This is a genomic window from Serinicoccus hydrothermalis (assembly GCF_001685415.1).
Lineage (GTDB): Bacteria > Actinomycetota > Actinomycetes > Actinomycetales > Dermatophilaceae > Ornithinicoccus > Ornithinicoccus hydrothermalis.
In genome coordinates, this window is sequence record NZ_CP014989.1 from 2,397,813 (window position 1) to 2,422,887 (window position 25,075).

Here is a 25,075-nt window from a genome sequence, read left to right on the forward strand (position 1 = left end):
CCAAGGAGACACGATGAGCACCATCGCCTTCATCGGCCTGGGCATCATGGGCAGCCCGATGGCCGTCCACCTCGCCACCGCCGGCCACCAGGTGGTCGGCTTCAACCGCTCGCCCGACGCCTACGGCCCGCTCGAGGAGGCGGGCGGCCGCGCCGCCGGGAGCCTGGCCGAGGCCGTGGCCGAGGCCGACGTCATCTGCGTCATGGTCCCGGACAGCCCGGACGTGGAGCAGGTCCTCACCGCCGAGGACGGCGTGCTGGCGCACGCCCGCCCCGGTGCCCTCGTCATCGACTTCTCCTCGATCCGCCCCGACGTCGCGCGCTCGCTCGCCGAGCGGGCCACGGAGGCCGGGCTGCGGATGATCGACGCCCCGGTCTCCGGTGGTCAGAAGGGCGCAGTCGACGCCGTGCTCTCGATCATGGTCGGCGGCGAGGAGGCTGACGTCGAGGAGGCCCGTCCCCTGCTGGAGACGGTGGGACGCACGGTCGTGCACGTCGGTCCGGCCGGCTCGGGCCAGACGGTCAAGGCGGCCAACCAGCTCATCGTCGCCGGCAACATCCAGCTCGTGGCCGAGGCGCTGGTCTTCCTCGAGGCCTACGGCGTGGACACCGCCGCCGCCATGGACGTCCTCGGCGGCGGCCTGGCCGGGTCCAAGGTGCTGGAGCAGAAGCGGGGCAACATGCTGGACCGCTCCTTCGAGCCCGGCTTCCGCATCGACCTGCACCACAAGGACCTGGGCATCGTCACCTCCGCCGCCCGCGAGGCCGGGGTCGTCATCCCGCTCGGTGCGGTCGTGGCCCAGCTCATGGCCTCCGCCCGCGCCCAGGGCGACGGCGGCCTGGACCACTCCGCGCTCCTGCGCGGCGTCGAGCGCCTCTCCGGCCGCGGCGACACCTCCCCGGAAGGAGACTGACATGGCACGTATGCGCGCGGCCGACGCCGCAGTCCTCATCCTGGAGAAGGAGGGGGCGACCCAGACCTTCGGCGTCCCCGGCGCCGCGATCAACCCGTTCTACTCGGCGATGCGCGCCCACGGCGGGATCCGCCACGTCCTCGCCCGCCACGTCGAGGGCGCCTCGCACATGGCGGAGGGGTATACCCGTGCCGCCGCCGGCAACATCGGCGTCTGCATCGGGACCTCGGGCCCGGCTGGCACTGACATGATCACCGGGCTCTACAGCGCGAGTGCCGACTCGATCCCCATCCTCGCGATCACCGGCCAGGCCCCGGTCGCCCGCCTGCACAAGGAGGACTTCCAGGCGGTCGACATCGCGGCCATCGCCAAGCCGGTGACGAAGATGGCGGTCACCGTCCTCGAGCCGGCGCAGGTCCCCGGCACCTTCGCCCAGGCCTTCCACCTCATGCGCAGCGGCCGGCCCGGCCCGGTGCTCATCGACCTGCCGATCGACGTGCAGCTCGCCGAGATCGAGTTCGACATCGAGACCTACGAGCCGCTGCCGGTGCACCGGCCGGTCGCCACGCCGGCGCAGGCCGCGAAGATCATGGAGATGGTCGCGGGGGCGCAGCGCCCGCTCATCGTCGCCGGGGGCGGGATCGTCAACGCCGACGCCGCCGACCGGCTCGTGGAGCTCGCCGAGCTGACCGGCATACCCGTCATCCCGACCCTCATGGGCTGGGGGACGATCCCGGACGACCACCCGCTCATGGCGGGGATGGTCGGTCTGCAGACCTCGCACCGCTACGGCAACGCGACCTTCCTCGAGTCCGACCTGGTCCTCGGCATCGGCAACCGGTGGGCCAACCGCCACACCGGTGGCCTCGACACCTACCGCGGCGCGCGCACCTTCATCCACGTCGACATCGAGCCGACCCAGATCGGGCGGGTCTTCCCGCCCGACTACTCCGTCGTCTCCGACGCGGGCGCGGCGCTCGACCAGCTGCTGGCCGTCGCACGGGACTCCGAGCTCCCGGACCGCACCGCCTGGGCGCAGGAGTGCCGGGAGCGCAAGCGGACGATGCAGCGCAAGACCCACTTCGAGGACGTGCCGCTCAAGCCGCAGCGGGTCTACGAGGAGATGAACCGCGCCTTCGGGCCGGACGCGCGCTACGTGAGCACGATCGGGCTCTCGCAGATCGCGGGCGGGCAGTTCCTGCACGTCTACCGGCCGCGGCACTGGATCAACTGCGGGCAGGCCGGGCCGCTGGGCTGGACCATCCCCGCCACCCTGGGCGTGCGGGTCGCGGACCCGGACAGCCCGCTGGTGGCGCTCTCCGGCGACTACGACTTCCAGTTCATGATCGAGGAGCTGGCGGTCGCGGCGCAGTTCAACCTGCCTTACGTCCACGTGGTGGTGAACAACTCCTACCTCGGCCTCATCCGGCAGGCGCAGCGCGGCTTCGACATGGACTACTGCGTCCAGCTCGCCTTCGACAACGTCAACTCCCCCGAGCTCGAGGGCTACGGCGTGGACCACCTCAAGGTCGCCGAGGGGCTGGGCTGCAAGGCGCTGCGCGTCACCCGGCCAGAGGAGATCGCGCCCACGCTGCAGCGGGCGCACGCCCTCGCGATGGAGGAGCGGCTCCCGGTGGTCGTGGAGATCATCCTGGAGCGGGTGACCAACATCGCGATGGGCACCGAGCTCGACAACGTGGTGGAGTTCGAGGCGCTGGCCGCGGCCGGGATCGACGCCCCCACCGCGGTCGCGCTGCTGGACTGAGAGGCTGAGCCGGACGAGGAGAGGACACGAGTTGAGCGAGCAGACGCAGGAGCACTTCGACCTGGTGGTGCGCGCCGAGCGTGCCGTGGTCACCGGCGGGGCCGAGCCCGAGCCGGCGGCCGTCGGCATACGGGACGGCCGGGTGGCCGCGCTCCTCACCGGGTCGGCGGTCGCCGAGGCCGACGAGTGGACCGGTCGCGAGGAGGTCCGGCTCGGCCCGGACGAGGTGCTCGTGCCCGGCTTCGTCGACAACCACGTCCACGTCAACGAGCCGGGGCGCACCGAGTGGGAGGGCTTCGCGACGGCTACCCGCGCGGCCGCGCTCGGCGGGGTCACGACGATCATCGACATGCCGCTCAACAGCATCCCGCCGACGGTGGACGTCGACGCGCTCCGGGTGAAGCAGGAGGCGGCCGACGGGCAGTGCTTCGTCGACGTCGGCTTCTGGGGCGGCGCGGTGCCCGGTCACGTCGGTGACCTGGCGGCGCTGCACGAGGCCGGGGTCTTCGGGTTCAAGTGCTTCCTCATCGACTCCGGGGTGCCCGAGTTCCCCCCGCTGGAGCCGGAGGAGTTCGCCGAGCAGCTCGCCGAGGTGGCCCGGCTCGGGGCGCTGATGATCGTCCACGCCGAGGACCCCGGCGACATTGCCGCGGCGCCCGACTGCCACGGCGGGAGGTATGCCGACTTCCTGGCCAGCAGGCCCCGGCGCAGCGAGGAGCGCGCGATCGGCCAGCTGCTCGACGGGGTGCGCGCCACCGGCGCTCGGGCCCACCTGCTCCACCTCGCCGACGGCGACGCGGTGCCCGCGCTGCAGGAGGCCCGCGCCGAGGGGCTGCCGCTCACCGTCGAGACCTGCCCGCACTACCTCACCTTCACCGCCGAGCAGATCGCCGACGGGCACACCGAGTTCAAGTGCTGTCCGCCGATCCGCGAGGCGGACAGCCGGGACGCGCTGTGGGCGGCGCTCGCCGACGGCACCATCGACATCGTGGCCAGCGACCACAGCCCGAGCGAGCCCAGCCTCAAGCAGCTGGAGTCCGGCGACTTCGGCACCGCCTGGGGCGGGATCAGCGGGCTGCAGGTCGCGGTCCCGGCCGTGTGGACCGGGGCCGCCGGCCGCGGGCATACCCTCGGCGACCTGGTGCGCTGGATGTCGACCCGGCCCGCCGAGCTGGCCGGCCTGGGCAGCAAGGGTGAGATCGCGGTCGGCAAGGACGCCGACCTGGTCGCCTTCGCGCCCGACGAGACCTGGGTGGTCGAGCCCGAGCAGCTGCGGCACAAGCACCGGCTCACGCCGTATGCCGGGCTCGAGCTGCGCGGCGCGGTCCGCTCCACGTGGCTGCGCGGCGTGCCGGTCGGGGAGCGTCCGGCCGGTCGTTTCCTGCGTCGCACGACCTGACGAGGCTGCACGGCGCGACCCCGATCCCTACTCGTCGTGCGTCCACATCCTCAGGACGTGGACGACGCGCTCGTCCGGGAGCACCTCGTAGACCAGGCGGTGCTGGATGTTGATGCGTCGGGAGTAGCAGCCAGCGAGGTCGCCGATGAGCTTCTCGTACCGAGGGGGCGTCGAGAAGGGGTCTTCGGCCACCACCGCGAGGAGTTCCTGAGCCTTCTTCTTCAGCCCGGACGACGCGAGCTTTCTGGCATCTTTCTGAGCCTGGCGCGAGTAGATCAGAGTCCAGGGGTCACCGCTCACCAGTCCAGCTCGGTCGACCCGGCCTCGATGCCCTCGGCGCGCGCTGTGCGGATCGAGTCAGACATCCCGGGCGCTGACTCGAGGAACAAGGTCTCCTGGATCGCACGCCAGTCGTCCTCGCCGATCAGCACCGCGTTGCCTCGCTGACCGGTGATGGTCAGCGGTTCGGACTCCTGGTTGACCTGGTCGATCAGCCGGTACAGGTTGGCTCGGGCCGACGTTGCGGTCACTGCGGTCATTGATCTCCACCTCCAACACAAGCGTACGCTAAGACGTACGGTTCGACAAGGAGCGACAATCCTCAGCGCTGCCTCAGGACGAGCTGCACGTCGGTCTCGGTGTCGGAGGCGGGCTGACCGTCCGGGCCGGTGACCTCGTCGATCGTGAGGCCGGCCGCGGCGACGAGCCCGGTGAGGACGTCGCGCGGGTACCAGTGGAGCGTCCAGTCGCGGTCGAGGCGCTGGGTCCGCCCGTCCTGCTCGCGTTCGTAGCGGAGAGTCGTGACCTGGGTACGGGTGTGCTCGTCCCGCCTCGCTCCGAGGACCGCCACGCGGATGACCGACCCGTCCGGGGCGACGGACCGCCGCACGCTGCCGATCGTCTCGGGCGGGGTGGGCGCCGGCTCCGAGACGGGGACGAGGGCGCGTCCGTCGGGGTGCAGGTGCCGGGAGATCGCGTCCAGCGCGCGCCCGGCGGTGGCGTCGTCCGGCAGCAGGGTGAGGGTCGGGCCGGCGAGGAAGATGCTGCGGTAGCGACGCGGCAGGGTGAGGTCCTCCATCCGCTGGTGATGCAGCATCACCTCCAACCCACGTTCCTGCGCCTCTCGCGCGCACCGCTCGAGCATGTCCGCGGAGGAGTCGACACCGTCGACCTCCAGGCCGAATGCCCGCAGGTCGAGCAGCGGCTCTCCGTCACCGCACCCCAGCTCGAGCGCCGGCTCGCCCCACCGCTCGATGAAGGAGCGGTAGGGGGCGGCGTCGAAGGAGTGCGCCTTCAGCGGGTGGTAGAGCTCGGCGACCAGACCGGTGTAGAAGTCGGCGGCATCCATGAGCAGGCACCCTCGCCGCAGACGCAGGGCACGTCAACCGACTTTGCCGGCGGCGAAGCAGTACGTCATCGCACCGAGGGGCACGCCCGCCTGGGTGGCGACCCTGCGGTGGGAGGCGCCTACTGTTGCCGTGTCCACACCCCTGGGAAGGCAGACCACCCGCCGTGTACTCGCTCCTGCTGGCGATCATCTACATCGCGTTCATCAGCCTCGGGCTGCCGGACGCGCTGGTCGGCGCCGGCTGGCCGGTGATGCACCAGGACCTGGGCGTCCCGGTGGCCTTCGCGGGTGTGGTGACGATGATCATCGCCGGCGGCACGATCATCTCCAGCCTCGGGTCGGAGCGGATCACCCGCCGGTATGGCGTGGGTCCGGTCACCGCCGTCAGCGTGGGGATGACGGCCACCGCCCTGGTGGGCTTCTCCTTCTCCGGCTCGTTCTGGATGCTGTGCCTGTGGGCCGTGCCCTACGGGCTGGGCGCCGGTGCCGTGGACGCGGCACTGAACAACTACGTGGCCCTGCACTACGCCGCCCGGCACATGAACTGGCTGCACAGCTTCTGGGGCGTCGGCGCCTCGATCAGCCCCTTCATCATGGGCTACTTCCTGGGCGTCGGTCGGGGCTGGGAGACCGCCTACCTCGTCGTCGGCGGGATCCAGGTCGCGTTCACGTTCGTGCTCATCGCGAGCCTGTCCCTGTGGGGCAGGGCCACCCCGAAGCCGGAGGTGCCGGAGGGCGGGTCCGAGGACGAGGACGGGTCACGGGGCCAGGACGATGCTCCCGTGCTGCTGGCGCACGCGCTGAGGATCCCGGGCGTCGTCCCGATCCTGGTCGCCTTCTTCGCCTACTGCGCGCTGGAGAGCACCGCGATCCTCTGGGCCTCGACCTACCTGGTCGAGGATCGGGGAGTCGCGGCTGCCACGGCGGCCACCTTCGCCTCGCTGTTCCTGCTCGGCATCACCGCCGGCCGCTTCCTGGCCGGCTTCTTCGCCGACCGCATCGGTGACAAGCAGCTGCTGCGAGGCGGGTTCGCCGTGGTCGGGCTCGGCGCCCTCCTGCTCGCCCTGCCCGTCGGGACGAACCTCCTGGCGCTCGTCGGCCTCGTCGTGGCAGGGCTCGGATGCGCGCCCATCTACCCGGCGATCATCCACTCCACGCCGGCCAACTTCGGCCACCGCAACTCCCAGGCGATCATCGGCATCCAGATGGCCGCCGCCTACACCGGCTCCACCCTGGCCCCACCTCTGTTCGGTCTGCTCTCGACGTGGGTCGGCACCTGGACCCTCCCGCTGTTCCTCCTCGCGCTGGTGGCCCTCGGCCTGCTCATGTCCGAGCGCCTCAACCGGCTCATGGCCCACGGAGCGGGAGCGGACCGGTTGGCCGCCCGCCCGTAGCCCGCGGGGAGCATCCGCCGGAGCGCCGGGTCCCGACTAGCGCCGGACCCGGTACTTCAGATGGGTGACGCCGACGCCCTCGAGCGTGCGCACCGGCTCCAGCTCGATCGGCAGGTCGCCGATGTCCTCCCACAGCCAGCGTCCTTGCGTCAGCAGGACAGGGACGACGTGCAGCTGCAGCTCGTCGAGGATGCCGGCGCGCAGGCCCTGCTGGATCGACGTGCCGCCGTGCAGCATGACGTCCTTCTCGCCTGCCGCTGCGCGTGCTCGTTCGATGGCGGCGTCGAACCCGTCGGTCACGAAGGTGAAGGTCGAGCCCTCGCGGACGTCATCCTCCCTGGGTCGGTGGGTGAGCACGAAGATCGGGTTCTCGAACGGGGGATGCGGTCCCCATGCGGCCTCCGCGGTCTCGTAGCTGTCGCGACCCATGACGAGGGCGCCGGCGCGCTCGAGCTCCGGACGGAGCACGTCTTCAGCGCTGAGCTGGTCCCGGTCGGCGACGTCGTGGGCGAACCACCCGTGGAGCACCTCCCCGCCCTGGCCCAGGGTCTGCTGCGGCCCGGCTCCCGGGCCGGCGAAGTAGCCGTCGACCGAGACGCTGAGGTTTGCGGCGATCATCGTGCTGCCTCCAGAGGTTGCATCGAGAAGGTCTCTTTCGTGGAGGTAGACCCGTCCGGGTCCACCGACTCATCTCGCGACCCGCGGGCCACCTCAGGTCGGGTCCGGTCCACAGATCAGCGCGACGACCTCGTCCGTGCTCGGTCCGGCGGCGATCTGGTCGGCGAGCTCCCGGGCCCTGCTGCGGTATGCCGTGCCCGCCAGGACGCGATCGACCGCGCGGCGCGCGGCGCGCGGGGTGAGCGAGGGTCGGGAGATGCCGACGCCCACCCCGGACCAGGTGACCCGGGCCGCGACGTCGCGCTTGTCCTCCGAGGCGCCCACGCAGACGAGGGGCACGGCATACCTCAGGGCGTGGTTGACCCCGCCGTAGCCGCCGTTGGTGACCATGACGTCGCAGCGCGGCAGCAGCTCGTCGTAGGGGAGGAAGTCGGCGACGCGGACGTTGTCGGGCAGCGGGTCCACGCTCAGCGTGCCACCGCAGGTGGTGGCGACGACCAGGACGTCCGCGTCGGCGAGGCCGGCGATGGTGGGTTCGAGGAGCTGACCGAGGTCGGCGTTGGCGATGGTCCCCTGGGTGACGTGGACGACGGGCCGGTCGCCGTCGAGGTCCTCCCACCACGGGGGTAGCGGGTGGTCGGTGGTGGCGCTGGTCGTCGTGGGACCGACGAAGTGGATCGGGGCGGGGACGTCGGCCGTGGTCCGCGGATACTCGAAGCCGGGGGCGGTCATCTGCAGGATGCCCTCGCTCCGGGTCGGCCAGTCGAAGGGGAGGAGATCGGTGCCGACGCCCGTGAGCGCGCGCACCTGCTCGTGCGCCAGGCGCGTGATCGGCCGCAGGAAGCGGCGTGCCACGCGCCGGATCGCCGCGTTGCGTGCGGAGGCCAGCGGGTTGGTTGGCGGGGGAAGCGCAGGTAGCGGGGCCATGAGCGGCAGGAAGCCCAGGGCCAGCACCCGTGGTCGCTCGGTGCGCGGTCGCAGGACCAGAGGCATACCGGCGAGGAAGAGGGGGTCGCAGAGCACGACGTCGACCGGGCTGCGGTCGAGCTCCTCGTCCACGACCCGCAGCTGGTGCGGCATGGCCTCGACGAACCGGGTGAGGTCGAAGCGCGCGAGCCGCAGGCCGGACAGGCCCGCGCGGCCGGGGATGGAGCCGTCGAGGTCGGTGTCGTCGAAATCGACCTCGGGTGGCAGGGGCGTCGTGCGCGCACCGAGCGAGTCGAAGGTATGCCGGTACCGCTGCCCCGTGATGACGGTGACCTCGTGGCCACGCTCCACCAGGGCGCGGACGATCGGTGCCGTCGGGCCCACGTGGCCACGAGCGGGCTGGACACAGACAAGAATGCGAGGCATGACGGCCTTTCGTCACCCTCGATGCTGCCACGCCCGGCGCGGTGACCGTCGTGCCTGGTTCACAGCAGGTGGACGAGAGAGATCACGCGGAGGAAGCTCACGCTGACGAGCGCGGCCAACGTGGCGGGGACGGACAGGCGCCACATCGCGCTGGCATCACCGGCGGCCGTCCCGCCACGTGCTGAGGCGATGACGTCGAGAAGGAGGTAGAGCACGAAGACGAAGGAACTGGCGCCGAGCACCAGTAGTGCAAGGACGCGGTGGTCGTGAAGGGTGAGCACCAGCAGCAGCACGAGAGCGGTCTCGACCAAGAACCCTCCGGCGACGAACAGCCAGGCGGCGGACCGCGACGGATTGTGGCGCACGAAGGCCGGGGCGTACTCGTCGTCGTCGGGGGAGACCCATTGCTGGCCGTGGCGCAGAGCGACGAACGAGGGCGGCCGAGCCGGATCCTCATGTCTGATGCGGGGACGCCCAAGCAGTAGCCGAGCAGGTAGTGCCCACCCTCGTGCACCACCACGACTGCCCACAAGATGCCCAGGACAGCAGGCACCAGAGCGAGGATCGGGACGACGTCGGCCACGCCTTCAACCCTAGGGCTCGCGCGTCGGCCCACGTCATCGAGCTGAACCTAAGGTGTGCGTCATGCGCGGAGGAGACCCGAAGGAGCCGATCGACGAGTTCCCGCCCGTGGCGGACAACTTCGACATCGTGCAGTGGCTGCGGCCCAAGGGCGGCCCCCGGTCAGCGGTGGAGGAGTACCACGCTCTGCGAGCATCCCCGTGCAGCCCGTGCGGACGGGCCAACGGTTATCACTGCCGGCGAGATGAGGCACGTCGCCCGCAACACCAGGGTCGGGTGGGAGGAGTTCGACTGGTGGAGTCGTGGCGTCCTCACGCGACGGCTGAGCTATGGGCTGGACGAGTCCGACACCGGCATCCAGGTAGGCGACCCACCTGAGTTCGAGGCGCCCTTCTGGACCTGGGTGGCCAACGCCGAACCCATCCCTGACGAGGACGGCATACTGCCCGACCGTGATGGTCTGTGGGTGGAGGTCTCCGACGTGCTCATGGCGATGGTGGTCAACTCGCTGCTGAACCTGGACCCGCACGACATGACCACCTGGAACTGGAAGGTCGACACCTATCAGGTGCCTCCGCTCTAGGGCTGGCGAGCTCGACACCCAGATGACGCGAGGAAGTTCGGGGCCGCCACGGGATGAGCCGGGTACGCTGAACAGCGGTGTCAGCGAGGAGTTGATGCGATGCGGAGATACCGGCATTATGTCATTCCGCATCTGCTCGCGCTCTTTCTTGGCATCGCTATGGTCCTTTCGAGTTCTCCGGGCGAAAGCCTGTTCACCTATGGGTGGGTTCTCGTCGCTGTGAGCGCGCTCTTGAGTCTGGGTTACCTGACCTTCTTCCGGCGCAGCCCAGTCAAAGCCTCCCAAGATGAGAACGACTGATGTTCGTCTCAGGTATGGGTCGCTCGTCAGGTGGGCATCAGTGCCGCGACTGCGGAGGGGAGAATCTGCGGCTAGTGGAAGGGGACGAGACTGAGTTCGATCACGTTGGTGGAGCGGCAGAGCTGCAGATCCGGCGAAGCTACCGCTGCGCAGACTGCGGGAACGTCGCGATGATGGTGCCTCCTGGACGGGATGAGGATCGTCCGAGCCACTGGTAGTGGACCTCCGTCGGGGCGTGGTGACGCTCCGACGGTCCGTCTCAGGCTCGGATGAGCCGCAGCTCTCGGAGACTCTGTGGATACCGGGGGAAGCACGTGGTTCTCGTGACCCTGCTGCGGGGCTGCATAGGATGTTCGGTATGGATCCATCGACGATGATGATCGTCGCCTTCGTGCTAGAGGCGGTGGCGTTGGGCACGATCATCTTTGCATTCAGGAAGAAACGCAAGGACGGGGAAGCGCGGGTAATGGCTGCGCCAATGTTCGGCGCTGCGGTCCTTTTCTTTGCAGCGGCTGTTTTGATTTTTGTGGCGGCTTTTCGGTATTAGCACCGCCGGTGCAACTGGAGATGGGCGCTCCAGCCGTCGGCCGCAGCGGTGGCACCCTCGGTGTAAGGAAACTGCCGCCTCTGCCAGGCCACCAGACAAGTTGGCTCAAAAACGACCCTTTTCGAGTCGCTGACCGCCGCTTGGCACGAAGCTAAACACGGCTCCGCAGCGAGCAACTCGCCTCTGCTGCGTGAGTCGTGAAGGACCGAAGGTTGATCAGACCTCCAGGGCGCGCCGGGCCAGCGAGAGCCGGTCCGGCTCCAGGGTGAACCACGCCCACTGACCACGACGCTCACGGGTGAGCAGCCCGGCCCCGACCAGGATCTTGAGGTGGTGGCTCACGGTGGGCTGGGCGATGCCAAGAGGCGCGGGCAAGTCGCAGGCGCACACTTCCATCCCGGGTGAGCAGCGCACGATCCCGAGGATCTGCAGGCGGACGGGGTCGGCGACAGCCTTGAGAAGACGGGCGACGAGGTCGGCGTCCTCACGGGTGATGGGCGAGCTGCCCTCGGTGGCGCAGCAGTGCTCGACGGCCTGGGCGAGCTGTGCGCGGCCGTCGGGCGCTGGGGCAATGGTCATACCGCCATATTGACACACGTCAATCTAGAGTGCCAGGATCATCACATCGATCAGTGTCGATATGCTTCGTCCGGAAGGAAGCTCTTCATGAGCCGCGTGCAGCTCGCCCTCGACGTCGTCGACCTCGACGCGTCCGTCGACTTCTACTCCACCCTCTTCGGGGTCGGCCCGCACAAACGCCGCCCGGGCTACGCCAACTTCGCCATCACCGAGCCCCCGCTGAAGCTGGTGCTCATCCAGACCGACAGCGCCGCCCGCGGCACCGGAGCCAAGGGCGCCCTGAACCACCTCGGGGTCGAGGTCGACAGCGTGGAGGAGGTGGCGGGGGCCCGCACCCGGCTGAGTGACAGCGGTCTGGCCACCTTCGACGAGAACGACACCACCTGCTGCTACGCCCTGCAGGACAAGGTGTGGGTGCACGACCCGGCGGGTGCACCGTGGGAGGTCTACGTCGTCAAGGACGAGAACCCCGCGGACGCGCAGCCGGCCACCGCCTCCCGGCCGGTCCTCGAATCTTCGCCGGGGTGCTGCCCGGCCTCGGGCGTCGAGGCGTGACGAGCGTCCAAACCGCACCGGAGCAGGTGACCGGCAGGCTGTCCACCCTCGACAGGTACCTGCCCGTCTGGATCGGTGTCGCCATGGTCCTGGGTCTGGCCCTCGGCCGCACGGTCCCGGGCCTGGGCGCGGCGCTCGACGCGGTGCAGCTGCACGGCATCTCGCTCCCCATCGCCATCGGCCTGCTCGTCATGATGTACCCGCCGCTGGCCAAGGTCCGCTATGACCGCCTGGGGGCCGTGACCTCGGACCGGCGTCTCATGGCCGGGTCGCTGGTCCTCAACTGGGTGCTCGGCCCCGCCCTGATGTTCGCCCTCGCGTGGCTGATGCTGCCCGACCTGCCGGAGTACCGCACCGGCCTCATCATCGTCGGGCTCGCTCGCTGCATCGCGATGGTCATCATCTGGAACGACCTGGCCTGCGGTGACCGGGAGGCCGCGGCCCTGCTGGTCGCCCTCAACTCGCTGTTCCAGATCGTCGCCTTCGCCGGCCTCGGGTGGTTCTACCTGACCGTCCTGCCCGGGTGGCTCGGGCTCGAGCAGAGCGCCCTGGAGGTCTCCTTCCTCCAGATCGCCGTCTCCGTGCTGGTGTTCCTCGGCGTCCCCCTGCTCGCCGGCTACCTCTCCCGCGCCATCGGCGAGCGGACCAGGGGCCGAGCCTGGTACGAGGGCGTGTTCCTGCCACGCATCTCCCCGTTCGCCCTGCTCGGGCTGCTCTTCACGATCGTCCTGCTCTTCGCGCTGCAGGGAGAGCGCATCACCAGCCAGCCCCTCGACGTCGCCCGGATCGCCATCCCGCTCCTGGCCTACTTCACCATCATGTGGGGCGGTGGCTACGTCCTTGGGAACGCCCTGGGGCTCGGCTACGAGCGGACCACGACCCTGGCCTTCACCGCCGCCGGAAACAACTTCGAGCTCGCCATCGCCGTCGCCGTCGCCACCTTCGGGGTCACCTCCGGCCAGGCCTTGGCCGGCGTCGTCGGCCCCCTCATCGAGGTACCCGTCCTCGTCGCCCTCGTCTACGTGTCGCTGGCCCTGCGACGCCGAGCCGGCACTCCTCACCCACGATCCGCCCAGGAAAGACCATGACCTCATCCCGGCCCGATGCCTACACCGCCATCGTCGAGGACCTGACGTACTCCTACGAGGGAACCTTCTCCCGGGAGTCGGTCCAGCTCGCGGTGGACCAGGCCCGGCAGCAGCTGGAGAACGTCTCGACGATCCCCACGTTCCTTCCCGTGCTCGTGGCTAAGGACGCACGGGAACGGCTGAGCGCGGCGGCCCAGGCGGAGGGGCGCCTCACCAAGAAAGTCCCCGAGCTGCTCTTCGTGTGTGTGCACAACGCCGGACGCTCCCAGATGGCCGCAGCGCTGGCCGAGCACCTGTCCAACGGGCGGGTGCACGTGCGATCGGCCGGTTCGCAGCCCTCCCAGCAGCTCAACCCGCTGGTCGTCCAGGCCCTGGCGGAACGAGGGATCGCCCTGACCGAGGCATACCCCAAGCCTCTGACCGACTCGGTGACGCGCGCCGCCGACGTCATCGTCACCATGGGCTGCGGTGACGCCTGCCCGGTCTACCCGGGCCGCCGCTACGAGGACTGGACCGTCGCCGACCCCGACGGCGCCAACCTGGCCGCGGTGCGCGACATCCGCGACGACATCCAGGCCCGCGTCACCGCGCTCCTGCGCGAAGTCCTCGACTGACCCACTCGACATCGACCCCGCTCCAGGAGCACCCGATGACCAGCAGCCCCCGCCCCTCAGTCCTATTCGTCTGCGTGCACAACGCCGGCCGCTCCCAGATGGCCCAGGCCTGGCTGACCCACCTCGCCGGCGACGCCGTCGAGGTCCGGTCCGCCGGGTCCGCGCCGGCTGACGAGATCAACCCCGCCGCGGTCGAGGCCATGCGCGAGGTCGGCATCGACATCAGCCAGGCCCGACCCACCGTCCTCACCACCGACTCCGTCCACCGCTCCGACGTCGTCATCACCATGGGGTGCGGCGACGCCTGCCCCATCTACCCCGGCAAGCGTTACGAGGACTGGTCGCTGGATGACCCCGCAGGCCGAGGAATCGATGCCGTGCGCCCCATCCGGGACGCCATCCGTCAGCGCGTCGTCGACCTGCTGGCCTCCCTGGGCGCCACCGCCTCGACCCAGCACGGATAGAACAACCCCGGCTCACGACCTGCACCCCCGCGCCACGCGGCGGTGCGAAAGCCCGCCGCGGCGGTGGCCGGCACTCCACCGATACAACGTCCTGTTTCAGGAGTTGCCGCGGCCCGGGGGCCTGGCTCGGTGACGACCCCTTTCGAGTCGCACGCTACCGCTCCACCTGCGGTTCTTTGCCTGATTGTTACTTCTTGGTCCTTGCTTGGGGATGTGGTTGTGATGTTGGGTACTCGCAAGTGTCACGCAACGGTGCGTGGCTAGACGATGGGGTAGTGATTGTTGATGGGTGTTCGTAGCGTGCTGGCTGGGGTGTTGTCGGTGGTGCTGGTGGGGGGTGGTTCTGCTCTTCCGGTGCTAGCGGCCGAGGGTGACCCGGCTGAGCCGTGGGAGGGGCCGTACGCCTCGGAGGAGGCGCCGGTGGGGGAGGTGCGTGAGCCGCGGGACGCGGTGGATATCGATCTGGAGCGGCCGGTGCTCGAGCCGGGTGATGAGGTCATTGCGCAGCGCACGGAGACGTCGAAGACGTTCGTGGGGGAGGAGCCGGGGCTGTTCGAGACCCGGGTGTTCACCGAACCGGTGCACGTGGCCACCGACGAGGGGTGGGTGGATGTGGACACCGAGCTGGTCGGGGAGGGTGGCCGGTGGGTGCCGCAGACCTCCCCGGTGGGGGTGTCGTTGGCCGGTGATGCTGAGGATGAGTCGCTGGCGCAGGTGGACCTGGAGGACGGGGTGTCGGTCGGGTGGGGCTGGTCGGGCGCGGCGGACGCCGCCCGTGCGTCGGCGCCGGAGAAGTCGTTGATGGCCGCTGCCAGTGAGGGTGCTGGCGAGGGGGTCGTGGATGGGGACACGGTCACCTACGAGGACGTGACCGACGGGGTGTCGATGCAGCTGAGCCCGACGGCGACGGGGGTGAAGGAGGACCTGGTCCTGGACGATGCGCAGGTGCCGGGCGTGTTCTTCTTCGACCTGGACGTGGACGGTGCTTCGGTGGTGGAGGCCGGTGGGGGTGTGCATTTCCTGGATGAGGCCGGTGAGGTCGTGGGGGTGATCCCGGCCGGGTTCATGGAGGACGCCGAGGGTCAGGTCTCCGATGATGTGACGATCGAGGTCGTCGGGTCGCAGGACGCCCCGCGGTTGAAGGTGTCGATCGACACCGACTGGCTGCAGGAGGATGGCCGGGTGTTCCCGGTGCGGGTGGACCCGACGGTGACGTTCACCTCGGGGGTGGTGGACACCCATGTGGAGTCCGACCGCCCGACCACGAACTTCTCGGGGTACTCGTTCATGCGCGTCGGCAAGCAGCCGAACGGGAAGATCGGCCGCGGTTTCGTGCGGTTCGACCTGTCGTCGTTGTCGGGCAAGACGATCGACTACGCCCAGCTGCGGCTGAACAACCGGACCTCGATCGACTGCACCCCTCGTAAGGTCACGGCGCACCGGGTCACCCAGTCGTGGTCCACGGTGGGGATGACCTACCCCGGTCCGGGCTTCGCCGACATCCCGGCTGGCGACGTCACCATCGGCGCCGGTGCGTCCGGTTGTGACATGGAGCAGGCCCGCATATGGGTCTCGGGCGTGGTGCGGGACTGGGCCTCGGGCGAGGTCGACAACCACGGTTTCATGCTGAAGGGCAACGAGCAGGACACGTCCTCCCTGAAGTACCTGGACACCAGTGAGTTCTCGGACCCGGCCCGGCGTCCGCAGCTGGTGGTGTCCTGGCGGGAGTCGATGCTGGGCTCGCTGGGTTACTACACGATGAGCACCCAGCAGCTGACCGACCGGACCCAGATGTCGGTCAACCTCTCCAACGGCAACCTGTTCGTGCAGGGCGCGGATGTGTCCCTGGCCGGCGTCGCCGGCATGGGCCTGTCGGTGAACCGGTTCTACAACTCCCGCGAGGACGCGGTGAACCCGGCCCGGGCCGGGCAGACCGGGACGGGGTGGACCCTGGACGTCGGCTCCGACATCCGCCTGTCGGTGAACGGGTACGACGAGGAAGCCTTCTTCGAGGGCCCCTCGGGGTATCGCATCACCTTCCCCTACAACCGGGCCGACCAGGAGTACGGCAAGCCGGTCGGGTTGAACGCCGAGCTGACCAGGTCCGGTAACGACTACACGGTGCACCTGGTCGACTCCGTGAACCGCCCCGGGTTTGGTGGAGGGTCTTGATCTCTACGGGAGAGTGGAGTCATGCCTGCACCGAGGAAGTACAGCGACGAGCTGCGTGAGCGTGCGATCCGCACGGTGAACGAGACGATCAGGGAGAATCCGGGGATGCCGGTCAAACGCGCCTGCAGCCAGGTGGGTGAGCAGCTGGGCATCCCGGGGCCGACCCTGCGGAACTGGTTCCGTGGGCCCGGTCCCGCCGCCGGGTCGACCGCAACGGCGACTGACCCCCACGAGCGGTTGGTGCAGCTGGAGAAGGAGAACCGCGAGCTGCGCCGGGCGAATGCGATCCTGCGGTCGGCATCGGCTTTTTTCGCGGCGGAGCTCGACCGCCCCTCAAGTCGCTGATCGCCTACGTCGACGAGCACAAGGACCAGTTCGGGGTCGAGCCGATCTGCACCGTCCTCACCGAGGCCGGTGCCAAGATCGCCCCGAGCACCTACTACGCGGCCAAGAAGCGCCCACCGTCGAACCGGGCGCTGACCGACGCCGCGATCGATGAGCGCATCCAGGCCACCTACGAGGCCAACTACCAGGTCTACGGGGTGATGAAGATGTGGAAGGTGCTCAACCGCCAGGAGGTCCTCGACGAGCACGGCCGGCCCACCGGGCGCCGCTACCCGCCGGTGGCGCGGTGCACCGTGGCCAGGCGGATGAAGGCCCTGGGCCTGGTTGGCGCGGTCGCCGGTGACCACAAGCGGCCGCGGACGACGATCCCGGGCAAGGACGTCCACCCGGCCGACCAGCTGAACCGGAACTTCACCGCCCCGGCACCGGACAACCGCTGGGTGGCCGACATCACCTACGTGCCGACCTGGGCCGGGTTCGTCTACGTCGCCTTCGTCATGGACCTGTTCTCCCGGCGCATCGTCGGCTGGCGGGTCACCAGCTCGTTGCACACCGACCTGGCCCTGGACGCCCTCGAGCACGCCGTCTGGCAGCGCCAGCGCCAGGGACGAGACCTGACCGGCCTGGTCCACCACGCCGACCGCGGAGTCCAATATCGAGCCATCCGCTACACCGAACGCCTGGAGGAGCTCGGGATCGTGGCCTCGGTCGGGTCCAAGGGCGACTCCTACGACAACGCCGCCGCCGAGGCGCTGAACCGCGTCTTCAAGACCGAGCTCATCCGCCGCCAAGGCCCGTGGAAGACGCTCGAGCACGTCGAGCTCGAAGTCCTGCGGTGGGTCGACTGGTACAACACGACCCGCCCGCACTCCTGGTGCGACTACCTCGCACCCGCAGCGTACGAGAACGGCTACTACGCTGCCCGCAACCCTTCGACGGCGACCGCCGCCGAAGCACACACGACTCTCCACTGAACCCGGGGCGGTTCACCGGGATGAAGTATCACTTCAACAACGGCGCAGCCCTGGACCAGATCGAGGACCAGCGCGGTAACACGATCACGATGAACTACTCCGGTGGTGAGCTGGCCTCGATCACCGACACCCTCGGTGGGACGACCACGTTCGCGCACAACTCCGATGGGTTCGTGACCTCGATCACCGACCCGGACGGGCGGTCGGTGACCTACGGGTACACCGGGCGGGACCTGACCTCGGTGACCGACCAGACCGGTGCCACCACCGGCTACGGCTACGACGCGGAGCACAACCTGACCTCGATCACCGACCCCCGAGGCGGCATCACCCGGTACGGCTACAACGCCGACGACGAGCTCACCTCCGTGGAGTGGGCCGACTCCACCACCGCCTCCCCGAAGGTCACCACCTACGACCGCTCGATCAACGACCGGGTGGAGGTGACCCAACCGAACGGCAACGACGAGTGGCTCTACTACTTCGATACGCAGGGGCGTCTTGAGAAGACAAGCACCCCCCGTTCCGGTCCGGACACGGAGTACGCCTACGACGTCAACAACTCGGTCACGACCTATACCAACAACACCGGTGGGCTGGGCACCCTGTCCTACGACGGGTACAACGTCGAGTCGATCCAGTCCGACAACGGCGCCAAGTCCGAGTTCAAGTATGAAAGCCCGAACACCGGGGACCGGCCGAGCAAGTACACCAACGCCCAGGGCGTAGCACTGGACTACCAGTGGAACAACTCCCAGGAGATGACGCGCGTGGAGCAGAACCAGGTGGTGATGGCGCAGATGAGCTACCGGTCGGCCTCACAGTCCTGCTCCGGGTCGCTGGCGCAGGCCACCGACGGACGCGGCCAGGTCACCACCTACACCTATGACTCGCGGTGCCGGATGACGAAGGTGGACCGGCCAGCACCGATGGGCGACACCACCATGACGTATGACTCCTTCGACCGGGTCCGCACCGTCACCGACGGGCGCGGCGCGAAGCAGACCATCAGCTACGACGCGAACGACCGGGTTACCTCCGTGGTCTACACCCGCAGCGGGGTCACCGGAACCGACAAGGTCGAGTACACCTACGACGGCAACGGCAACCGCACCACCCGCATCGACACCGTCCCCGGCGCCGGCGCGAAGACCTCCACCTGGGCGTTGGACGCCCGAAACCGGGTCACCAACGAGGTGCTGCCCGAGGGCAACAACACCTACACCTACGACAAGGCGGGCAACCTGGCCTCGTTGACGAACGGGTGGGGCACCACCAGCTACACCTATGACGACGAGAACGACGTCGCCTCGATCACCCCGCCGGTCGGGGACCCGATCACCTTCGACTACTACGAGCACACCTACGCCGCGGTCAAGTTCCCGAACCTGGTGACCGATGCCCAGCACTACGACACCGACGGCCGGATCCAGAAGATCGACCACTACTACGACGACCCGAACCTGGCCGATGACTATCGCAAGTACACGCAGTGGGACTACGACTACAACGGCACCGACTCGATCTACTCCATCACCGACGACACCTACGACTACTCGTTGGACTACACCTACGACGCCAACGGGCGGATCGCGTCCTCCTACGGAACCTCCGAGGGCGACATCTTCGAGGAGAACTCCTACAGCTACGACGCGAACTCCAACCGCACCGCCTGGACCATCGGCTCGCGCGGGTCGACCTGGGACTACACGGCGTCCTACAACAACGCCGACCAGCTGACCTCGGTCTCCAAGGACGGCGGGCCAGCGACCACGTACAGCTACGACCAGGCGGGGAACCAGACCGCGAACAGCGAGGGCGCCGCGGCGACCTACGACACCCGGGGCCGGGCCACCCAGCTCGAGCACGAGGCCTCCAACCGGGGCAGTGAGACCGCGACCTACAACGGCACCTCCCAGGTCGAACGCACCAAGATCGGTGGCTGGACGTTCAAGAACTCCCTGCTCGGGATCACCTCCTCCACCCAGTCCGCCGAAGGGACCAGGCACTACGTGCACGCCCCCGACGGGCGGGTGCTGGCCGAGTACCGCGCGAAGAACAACACCTGGCGGTACTACCTGAGCAACCACCAGGGCTCCATCACCGGCGGCACCGACGATGCCGGGGACCGGACCGAGTCCTACGGGTACGGCCCTTACGGTGAGTACGCCTATGGCTCCGGCGGCGGCACCGATCTCATCCACTGGCGCTACACCGGCGAATGGCTCGACGGCACCTCCGTCACCGGAAACGGCTACTACAAGATCGGCCTGCGCTACTACGACAACACCCTCGGCCGATGGGCCCAGACCGACCCCGCCGAACGCGCCATCAACCCCATGCAACCCGCCGAAGCCCAGCCCTACAACTACTCCGGCTGCAACCCCACCAACCAAACCGACCCCACCGGCGCCGCGCCGTCCGGGACCTGCATCGCCGGTGCCATCGGGCTGGGTTTGGGGATAGCCGGGCTGATGGCTAGCGGTGTTGGAGCGGCGATCGCAGCGACGAACGCGGCAGCGGCGGCAGCGGCGGGCACGGCGGTCACGACGGCAGGGGGGACAGCGGCGGCTGCAGAGGTAGTGGGCGTATTGGCCTCTGCGGGTTCCCTCGGCATTGGGGGTTACCTCTCTGCAGTGGATTGTCGATGAGGTCCAAGGCTAAGAGGACCCACCCGGGTCCTACGACGGCGTTCCTTCACTTGGTGATAGGCGTTGTGCCCATGCCGATAGCCGGTGTCTTGGTGGGTATGGACATATCCCAGAATGGGTCCTACGACCTGCCGGTCCCGAGTTGGGTGATACTCATCGCCGCGTTGATCTGGGGTGGCGCATGGGGTACTACTTATGTGCGCTACCGCATTTGGCAGCAGGAAGAGCAGAACCTTCGGGTACGCGAACTAAACCAGGAAGGGCGCCACGGGACTGGACGCGACTGAAGCTCGCGTCTGGCCGGCCGGGCCAAGGCACAGGAAACCGAGCCAGCGATCACCGCGAGGTGTCACCCATCCGTCTTAAACTCACCTTTCTCAGGGCAGGTCAACGCCGCGATATGGATGGCCGGCTAGTGACCGGCTCGGTAACGACCGTTTTCGAGTCAGGTAACGCCGGATCTGACCGGGCGTCTCGTCTGTGAGCCGGTTCGTCAACGGACAGCCTGTTCGAGGAGGCTGTCGATTGACGAAGGGGCTCTCAGTTGACGAGTCGGCTCAGAGTGTCCGCACTGCCGGCGTCGTGGACCGCCGCGCGCGGCTCAGCCGCGTGCTCCCGTGGCGCGCCGACAGCATGTGCTCGAAAGCCCGGCTCGAAAGGGTCAGCGGCTCGGTAGCCGTGAGCGGGGCGACTTTCGAGCAGCCCAACCGACCGCGTTACTCCACATGACGGAAAAGAATTTTCACAGACCTCTTCCCCTCGGGCCGTGACAGGAGTATGTTGATCCGCCAAGCGGCACCGACCTGTTGGCATGGATAACCAGGACGGCGCCAGACGGATGATCCGGCAACCATGCGACGCGGCAGAGCGGCCGCGTCGTGAGCGTTGTGAGGAGACGCCGATGACAGCAACAGCCCCCCAGGCCGGCCCAGCGGTTGACGCGGCGGCAGGTGTCGAGATCACCGCCAACGGCCACAGCTTCGCCGGCGAACGCCCCGAGCCGCACATCTCCGTGCTGGACTGGCTGCGCAGCCGTGGGCTGACCGGGGCCAAGGAGGGCTGCGCCGAGGGAGAGTGTGGTGCCTGCTCGGTCCTCGTCCGCCGCCCCGACGGCGAGGGCAGCCGGTGGACCGCCATCAACTCCTGCCTCGTGCCCGCCGCCGCGCTGGACGGCCAGGAGGTCATCACCTCCGAGGGCCTCGGCTCGCCGGAGGCCCTGCACCCGGTCCAGCAGGAGATGGCCGAGCGCGGCGGCTCGCAGTGCGGCTACTGCACCCCCGGCTTCGTCTGCTCGATGGCCGCGGAGTTCTACCGTCCTGGGCGCACGCCGGCAGAGGCGGACCCGGCGTCCGCCTCCGCATCCGACGACCACGAGTGCGGCCCCAACGGCTTCGACCTGCACGCCCTCTCCGGCAACCTGTGCCGCTGCACCGGCTACCGGCCGATCCAGGACGCGGCATACGCCCTGGGTATGCCCGAGCAGGTCGACGAGATCGCGTCCCGGCAGCAGCAACCGGCCCCGGCGGCCAGGGTCACCAGCCTCGACGGCGAGCACGGATCCTTCCGGCGCCCGGCCGACCTGGCGGAGACGCTCGAGCTGCTGGCCGAGCACCCGGACGCGGTGCTGGTCGCCGGCAGCACCGACTGGGGCGTCGAGCTCACCCTGCGCCACCGGCGCGCACCGCTGAGCGTGGCGATCGACCACCTGCCCGAGCTGCGCACCCTCACGGTGGAGCAGGACCGCATCGAGATCGGCGCCGCCCTCAGCCTCTCCGAGATCGAGCGCAGGCTGGAGGGGGCGGTGCCGATGCTGGACCAGCTCTTCCCGCAGTTCGCCTCCCGGCTCATCCGCAACGGCGCGACCCTCGGCGGCAACCTCGGCACCGGCTCGCCGATCGGCGACAGCCCGCCGGCCCTGCTGGCGCTCGACGCCCGACTGGTCCTCACCTCGGCCCGCGGGAGCCGCGAGGTCGCCCTGAGCGACTACTTCACCGACTACCGGCGCAGCGTCAAGGCTCCCGACGAGCTCATCGAGCGCATCGTCGTGCCGCAGCCGCAGCCGACCCATGTCGCCTTCCACAAGATCGCCAAACGCCGCTTCGACGACATCTCCGGCGTGGCGATCGCCTTCGGCCTGGACCTGGCCCAGGATCAGACCGTGCGCACGATCCGCATCGGCCTGGGCGGGGTCGCCGCCACCCCGCTGCGCGCCCGGGCCACCGAGGAGCTGCTCACCGGCCGCCGGTGGGACGACGAGGCCGTCAATCTCGCCGCCGCCACCCTGGGCGACGAGGGCACCCCCATGGACGACCACCGCGCCAGCGCCGCCTACCGCGCCGCGATGCTGCGCCAGTCCCTGCTGAAGTTCTACGTCCAGACCACTGCGGAGGTGGCCCGATGAGCAGCATCCACAACCCCCTGGCCGATCGCCCGGACCAACCCGTCGTCGGCCGCTCGGTGCCCCACGAGAGCGCGGCCCTGCACGTCACCGGCCAGGCGCTCTACACCGACGACCTGCTCGGCCGCGTCCCCGGTGCGCTGCACGCCTGGCCGGTGCAGGCCCCGCACGCGCGGGCGACGATCACCCGCCTCGACCCGGCACCGGCATACCAGGTCGACGGGGTCGTCCGGGTGCTCACCGCCGCCGACGTCCCGGGCATCAACGACGCCGGGATCAAGGACGACGAGCCCCTCTTCCCCTCCGAGGTGCAGTTCTACGGCCACGCCGTCGCCTGGGTGCTCGGCGAGACCCTCGACCAGGCCCGCCGCGGCGCCGAGGCGGTCGAGGTCGACTACTCACCCCTGCCCTCGCTGCTCACCCTCACCGAGGCGATCGAGGCCGGCAGCTTCCAGGGCAGCGCCCCGACCGTCTCCCGCGGCGACGTGGAGGAGGGTATGGCGGCGGCCACCCACGTCTACTCCGGCGAGTTCGAGCTCGGCGGGCAGGAGCACTTCTACCTCGAGACGCACTGCTCGCTGGCCACCGTCGACGAGGGCGGCCAGGTCTTCGTCCAGTCCAGCACCCAGCACCCGTCGGAGACGCAGGAGATCGTCTCGCACGTGCTGGGTCTGCACTCGCACGAGGTGACCGTGCAGTGCCTGCGGATGGGTGGGGCCTTCGGCGGCAAGGAGATGCAGCCGCACGGCCTCGCCGCGGTGGCCGCGCTCGGGGCCACCCTCACCGGCCGCCCGGTGCGGCTGCGGCTCACCCGCACGCAGGACCTGACGATGACCGGCAAGCGGCACCCCTTCCACGCCACGTGGGAGATCGGCTTCGACGACGAGCTGCGGATCCGCGCGCTGCGGGCCACGCTCACCAGCGACGGCGGCTGGAGCCTGGACCTGTCCGAGCCGGTGCTGGCGCGGGCGCTGTGCCACATCGACAACGCCTACTGGATCCCCGACATCGAGGTCCACGGCCGCATCGCCCGGACCAACAAGACCAGCCAGACCGCCTTCCGCGGCTTCGGCGGGCCGCAGGGCATGCTCGTCCTCGAGGACATCCTCGGTCGGGTGGCGCCCCTGCTGGGCGTGTCGGCCCAGGAGCTGCGCCGCCGCAACTTCTACACCGAGGGCCAGGCCACCCCCTACGGTCAACCGGTCCGGCACGCGGAGCGCATCGGCCGCATCTGGGAGCGCCTCGCCGAGAGCTCCGACCTCGCGCGGCGCGCAGGACAGGTGGCGGCCTTCAACGAGGCGCACCCGCACACCAAGCGGGGCATCGCCATCACCCCGGTGAAGTTCGGGATCTCCTTCAACTTCACCGCCTTCAACCAGGCCGGGGCGCTCGTGCACGTCTACCGGGACGGCTCGGTGCTCATCAACCACGGCGGCACCGAGATGGGCCAGGGGCTGCACACGAAGATGCTCCAGGTCGCGGCGACCGCGCTCGGCATACCGCTGACCTCGGTGCGGCTCGCGCCCACCCGGACCGACAAGGTGCCCAACACCTCGGCGACCGCCGCCAGCTCGGGCGCCGACCTCAACGGCGGCGCGGTCCAGGACGCCTGCCGGCAGATCCGCGAGCGGCTCGCCGAGGTGGCCTCCCAGAGGCTCGGCGTGCACCCGCGGGACGTGCGCTTCGCCGACGGCCTCGTCACCGGGCTGGGCTCGAAGGTCGGCTCCGTGGACTTCGCCGCGGTCGTCCACGACGCCTACTTCCAGCGGGTCCAGCTCTGGGCCGCCGGTTACTACCGGACCGAGGGGCTGCACTGGGACAAGGACTCGATGACCGGGTCACCGTTCAAGTACTTCGCCTACGGCGCCTCCGTGAGCGAGGTGGAGGTGGACGGCTTCACCGGCGCCTACCGGCTGCTGCGCAGCGACCTGCTGCACGACGTGGGCGACTCGCTCAGCCCCCTGGTCGACCTCGGGCAGGTGGAGGGCGGCTTCGTCCAGGGCCTGGGCTGGCTCACCCTCGAGGAGCTGCGCTGGGACACCTCGGACGGCGAGCACCGCGGCCGGCTGGCGACCCAGGCGGCGAGCACCTACAAGCTGCCCAGCTTCTCGGAGATGCCGCAGACCTTCGTCGTCGACTTCTACGAGGACGCCACCGAGGACGGCGTCGTCTACGGCTCCAAGGCGGTCGGCGAGCCGCCGCTCATGCTGGCCTTCAGCGTCCGCGAGGCGCTGCGGCAGGCGTGCGCGGCCTTCGGCCCGGAGGGCACCTCGGTCGACCTCGGCTGCCCCTCGACGCCCGAGGCGGTCTACTGGGCGCTCGACGCGGCCCGCAGCGGCACGGCGCCGGCGCCCGCGTCAGCCACCTACGACACCCGGGCGGACAGCGACCAGCGCCCCGCCGACCGCGACGCCGTCCTGGTGGGGGACTGAC

22 protein-coding genes, 1 pseudogene and 1 other annotated feature are annotated in these 25,075 nt (G+C 69.5%); of the genes and pseudogenes, 16 read left to right on the plus strand and 7 right to left on the minus strand.

Going from position 1 to position 25,075, the window contains the following annotated elements:
* Window positions 1–13 precede the first annotated feature (13 nt).
* Genes SGUI_RS11155 through allB form a run of 3 tightly spaced genes read left to right on the plus strand, consistent with a single transcriptional unit; the run spans window position 14 to window position 4,077 of the window.
* A complete protein-coding gene (locus SGUI_RS11155) occupies window positions 14–913 on the plus strand; it encodes a 2-hydroxy-3-oxopropionate reductase (RefSeq protein WP_066640103.1) in 900 nt (299 codons plus the stop codon).
* 1 nt (window position 914) lies between these two features.
* Complete coding sequence (gene gcl / locus SGUI_RS11160) at window positions 915–2,678, plus strand: glyoxylate carboligase (protein WP_066640106.1); 1,764 nt, start codon at window positions 915–917, stop codon at window positions 2,676–2,678.
* Window positions 2,679–2,709: 31 nt separating this feature from the next.
* Window positions 2,710–4,077 carry an allantoinase AllB gene (gene allB / locus SGUI_RS11165; protein WP_066640111.1) on the plus strand — a complete coding sequence of 456 codons (1,368 nt, stop codon included), beginning with the start codon at window positions 2,710–2,712 and terminating at the stop codon, window positions 4,075–4,077.
* Window positions 4,078–4,104: 27 nt separating this feature from the next.
* Here the strand turns inward: allB and SGUI_RS11170 are convergent, their stop codons facing one another.
* From SGUI_RS11170 to SGUI_RS11180, 3 genes are all read right to left on the minus strand, one after another.
* Window positions 4,105–4,377, minus strand: coding sequence for a Txe/YoeB family addiction module toxin (locus SGUI_RS11170; protein ID WP_066640114.1), 273 nt, complete (start codon window positions 4,375–4,377; stop codon window positions 4,105–4,107).
* Entirely contained in the window at window positions 4,374–4,616 is a 243-nt protein-coding gene (locus SGUI_RS11175) for a type II toxin-antitoxin system Phd/YefM family antitoxin (RefSeq protein WP_066640116.1), read from the minus strand. Before SGUI_RS11175 ends, SGUI_RS11170 begins: the two co-directional genes overlap by 4 nt.
* A 62-nt stretch (window positions 4,617–4,678) precedes the next feature.
* Window positions 4,679–5,425: a class I SAM-dependent methyltransferase gene (locus tag SGUI_RS11180; protein WP_066640119.1), complete on the minus strand. Its 747-nt coding sequence runs from the start codon at window positions 5,423–5,425 to the stop codon at window positions 4,679–4,681.
* Window positions 5,426–5,589: 164 nt separating this feature from the next.
* Between SGUI_RS11180 and SGUI_RS11185 the strand changes: the two genes are divergently transcribed.
* Complete coding sequence (locus tag SGUI_RS11185) at window positions 5,590–6,819, plus strand: MFS transporter (RefSeq protein ID WP_066640122.1); 1,230 nt, start codon at window positions 5,590–5,592, stop codon at window positions 6,817–6,819.
* Between the two features lie 36 nt (window positions 6,820–6,855).
* On the opposite strand, the gene SGUI_RS11190 is transcribed toward SGUI_RS11185, so the two are convergent.
* From SGUI_RS11190 to SGUI_RS11200, 3 genes are all read right to left on the minus strand, one after another.
* Entirely contained in the window at window positions 6,856–7,437 is a 582-nt protein-coding gene (locus SGUI_RS11190) for a dihydrofolate reductase family protein (protein ID WP_066640125.1), read from the minus strand.
* A gap of 93 nt (window positions 7,438–7,530) precedes the next feature.
* Window positions 7,531–8,748, minus strand: coding sequence for a nucleotide disphospho-sugar-binding domain-containing protein (locus tag SGUI_RS11195; protein WP_237141339.1), 1,218 nt, complete (start codon window positions 8,746–8,748; stop codon window positions 7,531–7,533).
* Between the two features lie 101 nt (window positions 8,749–8,849).
* The gene (locus SGUI_RS11200) at window positions 8,850–9,083 is read right to left on the minus strand and encodes a hypothetical protein (RefSeq protein ID WP_191090901.1); all 234 of its coding nucleotides are present in this window, start codon (window positions 9,081–9,083) and stop codon (window positions 8,850–8,852) included.
* Window positions 9,084–9,616: 533 nt separating this feature from the next.
* On the opposite strand from SGUI_RS11200, the gene SGUI_RS11205 reads away from it, so the two are divergent.
* From SGUI_RS11205 to SGUI_RS11215, 3 genes are all read left to right on the plus strand, one after another.
* Window positions 9,617–9,955, plus strand: a complete 339-nt coding sequence (locus SGUI_RS11205) for a hypothetical protein (RefSeq protein ID WP_066640141.1) — start codon at window positions 9,617–9,619, stop codon at window positions 9,953–9,955.
* 99 nt (window positions 9,956–10,054) lie between these two features.
* The gene (locus tag SGUI_RS11210; RefSeq protein ID WP_066640151.1) at window positions 10,055–10,255 is read left to right on the plus strand and encodes a hypothetical protein; all 201 of its coding nucleotides are present in this window, start codon (window positions 10,055–10,057) and stop codon (window positions 10,253–10,255) included.
* Window positions 10,256–10,613: 358 nt separating this feature from the next.
* A complete protein-coding gene (locus SGUI_RS11215) occupies window positions 10,614–10,802 on the plus strand; it encodes a hypothetical protein (RefSeq protein ID WP_157621819.1) in 189 nt (62 codons plus the stop codon).
* Window positions 10,803–11,018: 216 nt separating this feature from the next.
* On the opposite strand, the gene SGUI_RS11220 is transcribed toward SGUI_RS11215, so the two are convergent.
* A complete protein-coding gene (locus tag SGUI_RS11220) occupies window positions 11,019–11,381 on the minus strand; it encodes an ArsR/SmtB family transcription factor (RefSeq protein WP_066640155.1) in 363 nt (120 codons plus the stop codon).
* 87 nt (window positions 11,382–11,468) lie between these two features.
* On the opposite strand from SGUI_RS11220, the gene SGUI_RS11225 reads away from it, so the two are divergent.
* The 9 genes and pseudogenes from SGUI_RS11225 (at window position 11,469) to xdhB (ending at window position 25,074) form a co-directional block, all read left to right on the plus strand.
* Window positions 11,469–11,936 carry an ArsI/CadI family heavy metal resistance metalloenzyme gene (locus tag SGUI_RS11225; protein WP_066640160.1) on the plus strand — a complete coding sequence of 156 codons (468 nt, stop codon included), beginning with the start codon at window positions 11,469–11,471 and terminating at the stop codon, window positions 11,934–11,936.
* An 83-nt stretch (window positions 11,937–12,019) separates the two neighbouring features.
* Entirely contained in the window at window positions 12,020–13,024 is a 1,005-nt protein-coding gene (gene arsB, locus SGUI_RS11230) for an ACR3 family arsenite efflux transporter (protein WP_237141507.1), read from the plus strand.
* The gene (locus SGUI_RS11235) at window positions 13,021–13,638 is read left to right on the plus strand and encodes an arsenate reductase ArsC (RefSeq protein WP_066640167.1); all 618 of its coding nucleotides are present in this window, start codon (window positions 13,021–13,023) and stop codon (window positions 13,636–13,638) included. The genes arsB and SGUI_RS11235 overlap by 4 nt, the downstream gene beginning before the upstream one ends.
* A 35-nt stretch (window positions 13,639–13,673) precedes the next feature.
* Window positions 13,674–14,102 carry an arsenate reductase ArsC gene (locus tag SGUI_RS11240; protein WP_066640171.1) on the plus strand — a complete coding sequence of 143 codons (429 nt, stop codon included), beginning with the start codon at window positions 13,674–13,676 and terminating at the stop codon, window positions 14,100–14,102.
* A 354-nt stretch (window positions 14,103–14,456) separates the two neighbouring features.
* A complete protein-coding gene (locus tag SGUI_RS11245) occupies window positions 14,457–16,274 on the plus strand; it encodes a DNRLRE domain-containing protein (RefSeq protein WP_157621820.1) in 1,818 nt (605 codons plus the stop codon).
* A gap of 21 nt (window positions 16,275–16,295) precedes the next feature.
* Window positions 16,296–17,593 (plus strand): annotated as a pseudogene (locus tag SGUI_RS11255) (IS3 family transposase).
* Window positions 16,577–16,705 (plus strand) — a sequence feature (AL1L pseudoknot). Its footprint overlaps the pseudogene before it by 129 nt.
* A 20-nt stretch (window positions 17,594–17,613) precedes the next feature.
* A complete protein-coding gene (locus SGUI_RS11260; protein WP_066640180.1) occupies window positions 17,614–20,244 on the plus strand; it encodes an RHS repeat domain-containing protein in 2,631 nt (876 codons plus the stop codon).
* A 901-nt stretch (window positions 20,245–21,145) separates the two neighbouring features.
* Window positions 21,146–22,645: a xanthine dehydrogenase small subunit gene (locus SGUI_RS11265; RefSeq protein ID WP_083190645.1), complete on the plus strand. Its 1,500-nt coding sequence runs from the start codon at window positions 21,146–21,148 to the stop codon at window positions 22,643–22,645.
* Entirely contained in the window at window positions 22,642–25,074 is a 2,433-nt protein-coding gene (xdhB, locus tag SGUI_RS11270) for a xanthine dehydrogenase molybdopterin binding subunit (protein ID WP_083190646.1), read from the plus strand. The genes SGUI_RS11265 and xdhB overlap by 4 nt, the downstream gene beginning before the upstream one ends.
* The last annotated feature ends 1 nt before the right edge of the window (window position 25,075 follow it).

Coding starts and splice junctions, on each gene's coding strand:
- SGUI_RS11220 (WP_066640155.1), bottom strand. CDS start 11,381: ATGACCATTGCCCCAGCGCCCGACGGCCGCGCACAGCTCGCCCAGGCC.
- SGUI_RS11205 (WP_066640141.1), top strand. CDS start 9,617: ATGAGGCACGTCGCCCGCAACACCAGGGTCGGGTGGGAGGAGTTCGAC.
- gcl (WP_066640106.1), top strand. CDS start 915: ATGGCACGTATGCGCGCGGCCGACGCCGCAGTCCTCATCCTGGAGAAG.
- SGUI_RS11190 (WP_066640125.1), bottom strand. CDS start 7,437: ATGATCGCCGCAAACCTCAGCGTCTCGGTCGACGGCTACTTCGCCGGC.
- SGUI_RS11175 (WP_066640116.1), bottom strand. CDS start 4,616: ATGACCGCAGTGACCGCAACGTCGGCCCGAGCCAACCTGTACCGGCTG.
- SGUI_RS11235 (WP_066640167.1), top strand. CDS start 13,021: ATGACCTCATCCCGGCCCGATGCCTACACCGCCATCGTCGAGGACCTG.
- xdhB (WP_083190646.1), top strand. CDS start 22,642: ATGAGCAGCATCCACAACCCCCTGGCCGATCGCCCGGACCAACCCGTC.
- SGUI_RS11210 (WP_066640151.1), top strand. CDS start 10,055: ATGCGGAGATACCGGCATTATGTCATTCCGCATCTGCTCGCGCTCTTT.
- arsB (WP_237141507.1), top strand. CDS start 12,020: ATGGTCCTGGGTCTGGCCCTCGGCCGCACGGTCCCGGGCCTGGGCGCG.
- SGUI_RS11155 (WP_066640103.1), top strand. CDS start 14: ATGAGCACCATCGCCTTCATCGGCCTGGGCATCATGGGCAGCCCGATG.
- SGUI_RS11225 (WP_066640160.1), top strand. CDS start 11,469: ATGAGCCGCGTGCAGCTCGCCCTCGACGTCGTCGACCTCGACGCGTCC.
- SGUI_RS11240 (WP_066640171.1), top strand. CDS start 13,674: ATGACCAGCAGCCCCCGCCCCTCAGTCCTATTCGTCTGCGTGCACAAC.
- SGUI_RS11265 (WP_083190645.1), top strand. CDS start 21,146: ATGACAGCAACAGCCCCCCAGGCCGGCCCAGCGGTTGACGCGGCGGCA.
- SGUI_RS11260 (WP_066640180.1), top strand. CDS start 17,614: ATGAAGTATCACTTCAACAACGGCGCAGCCCTGGACCAGATCGAGGAC.
- SGUI_RS11180 (WP_066640119.1), bottom strand. CDS start 5,425: ATGGATGCCGCCGACTTCTACACCGGTCTGGTCGCCGAGCTCTACCAC.
- SGUI_RS11215 (WP_157621819.1), top strand. CDS start 10,614: ATGGATCCATCGACGATGATGATCGTCGCCTTCGTGCTAGAGGCGGTG.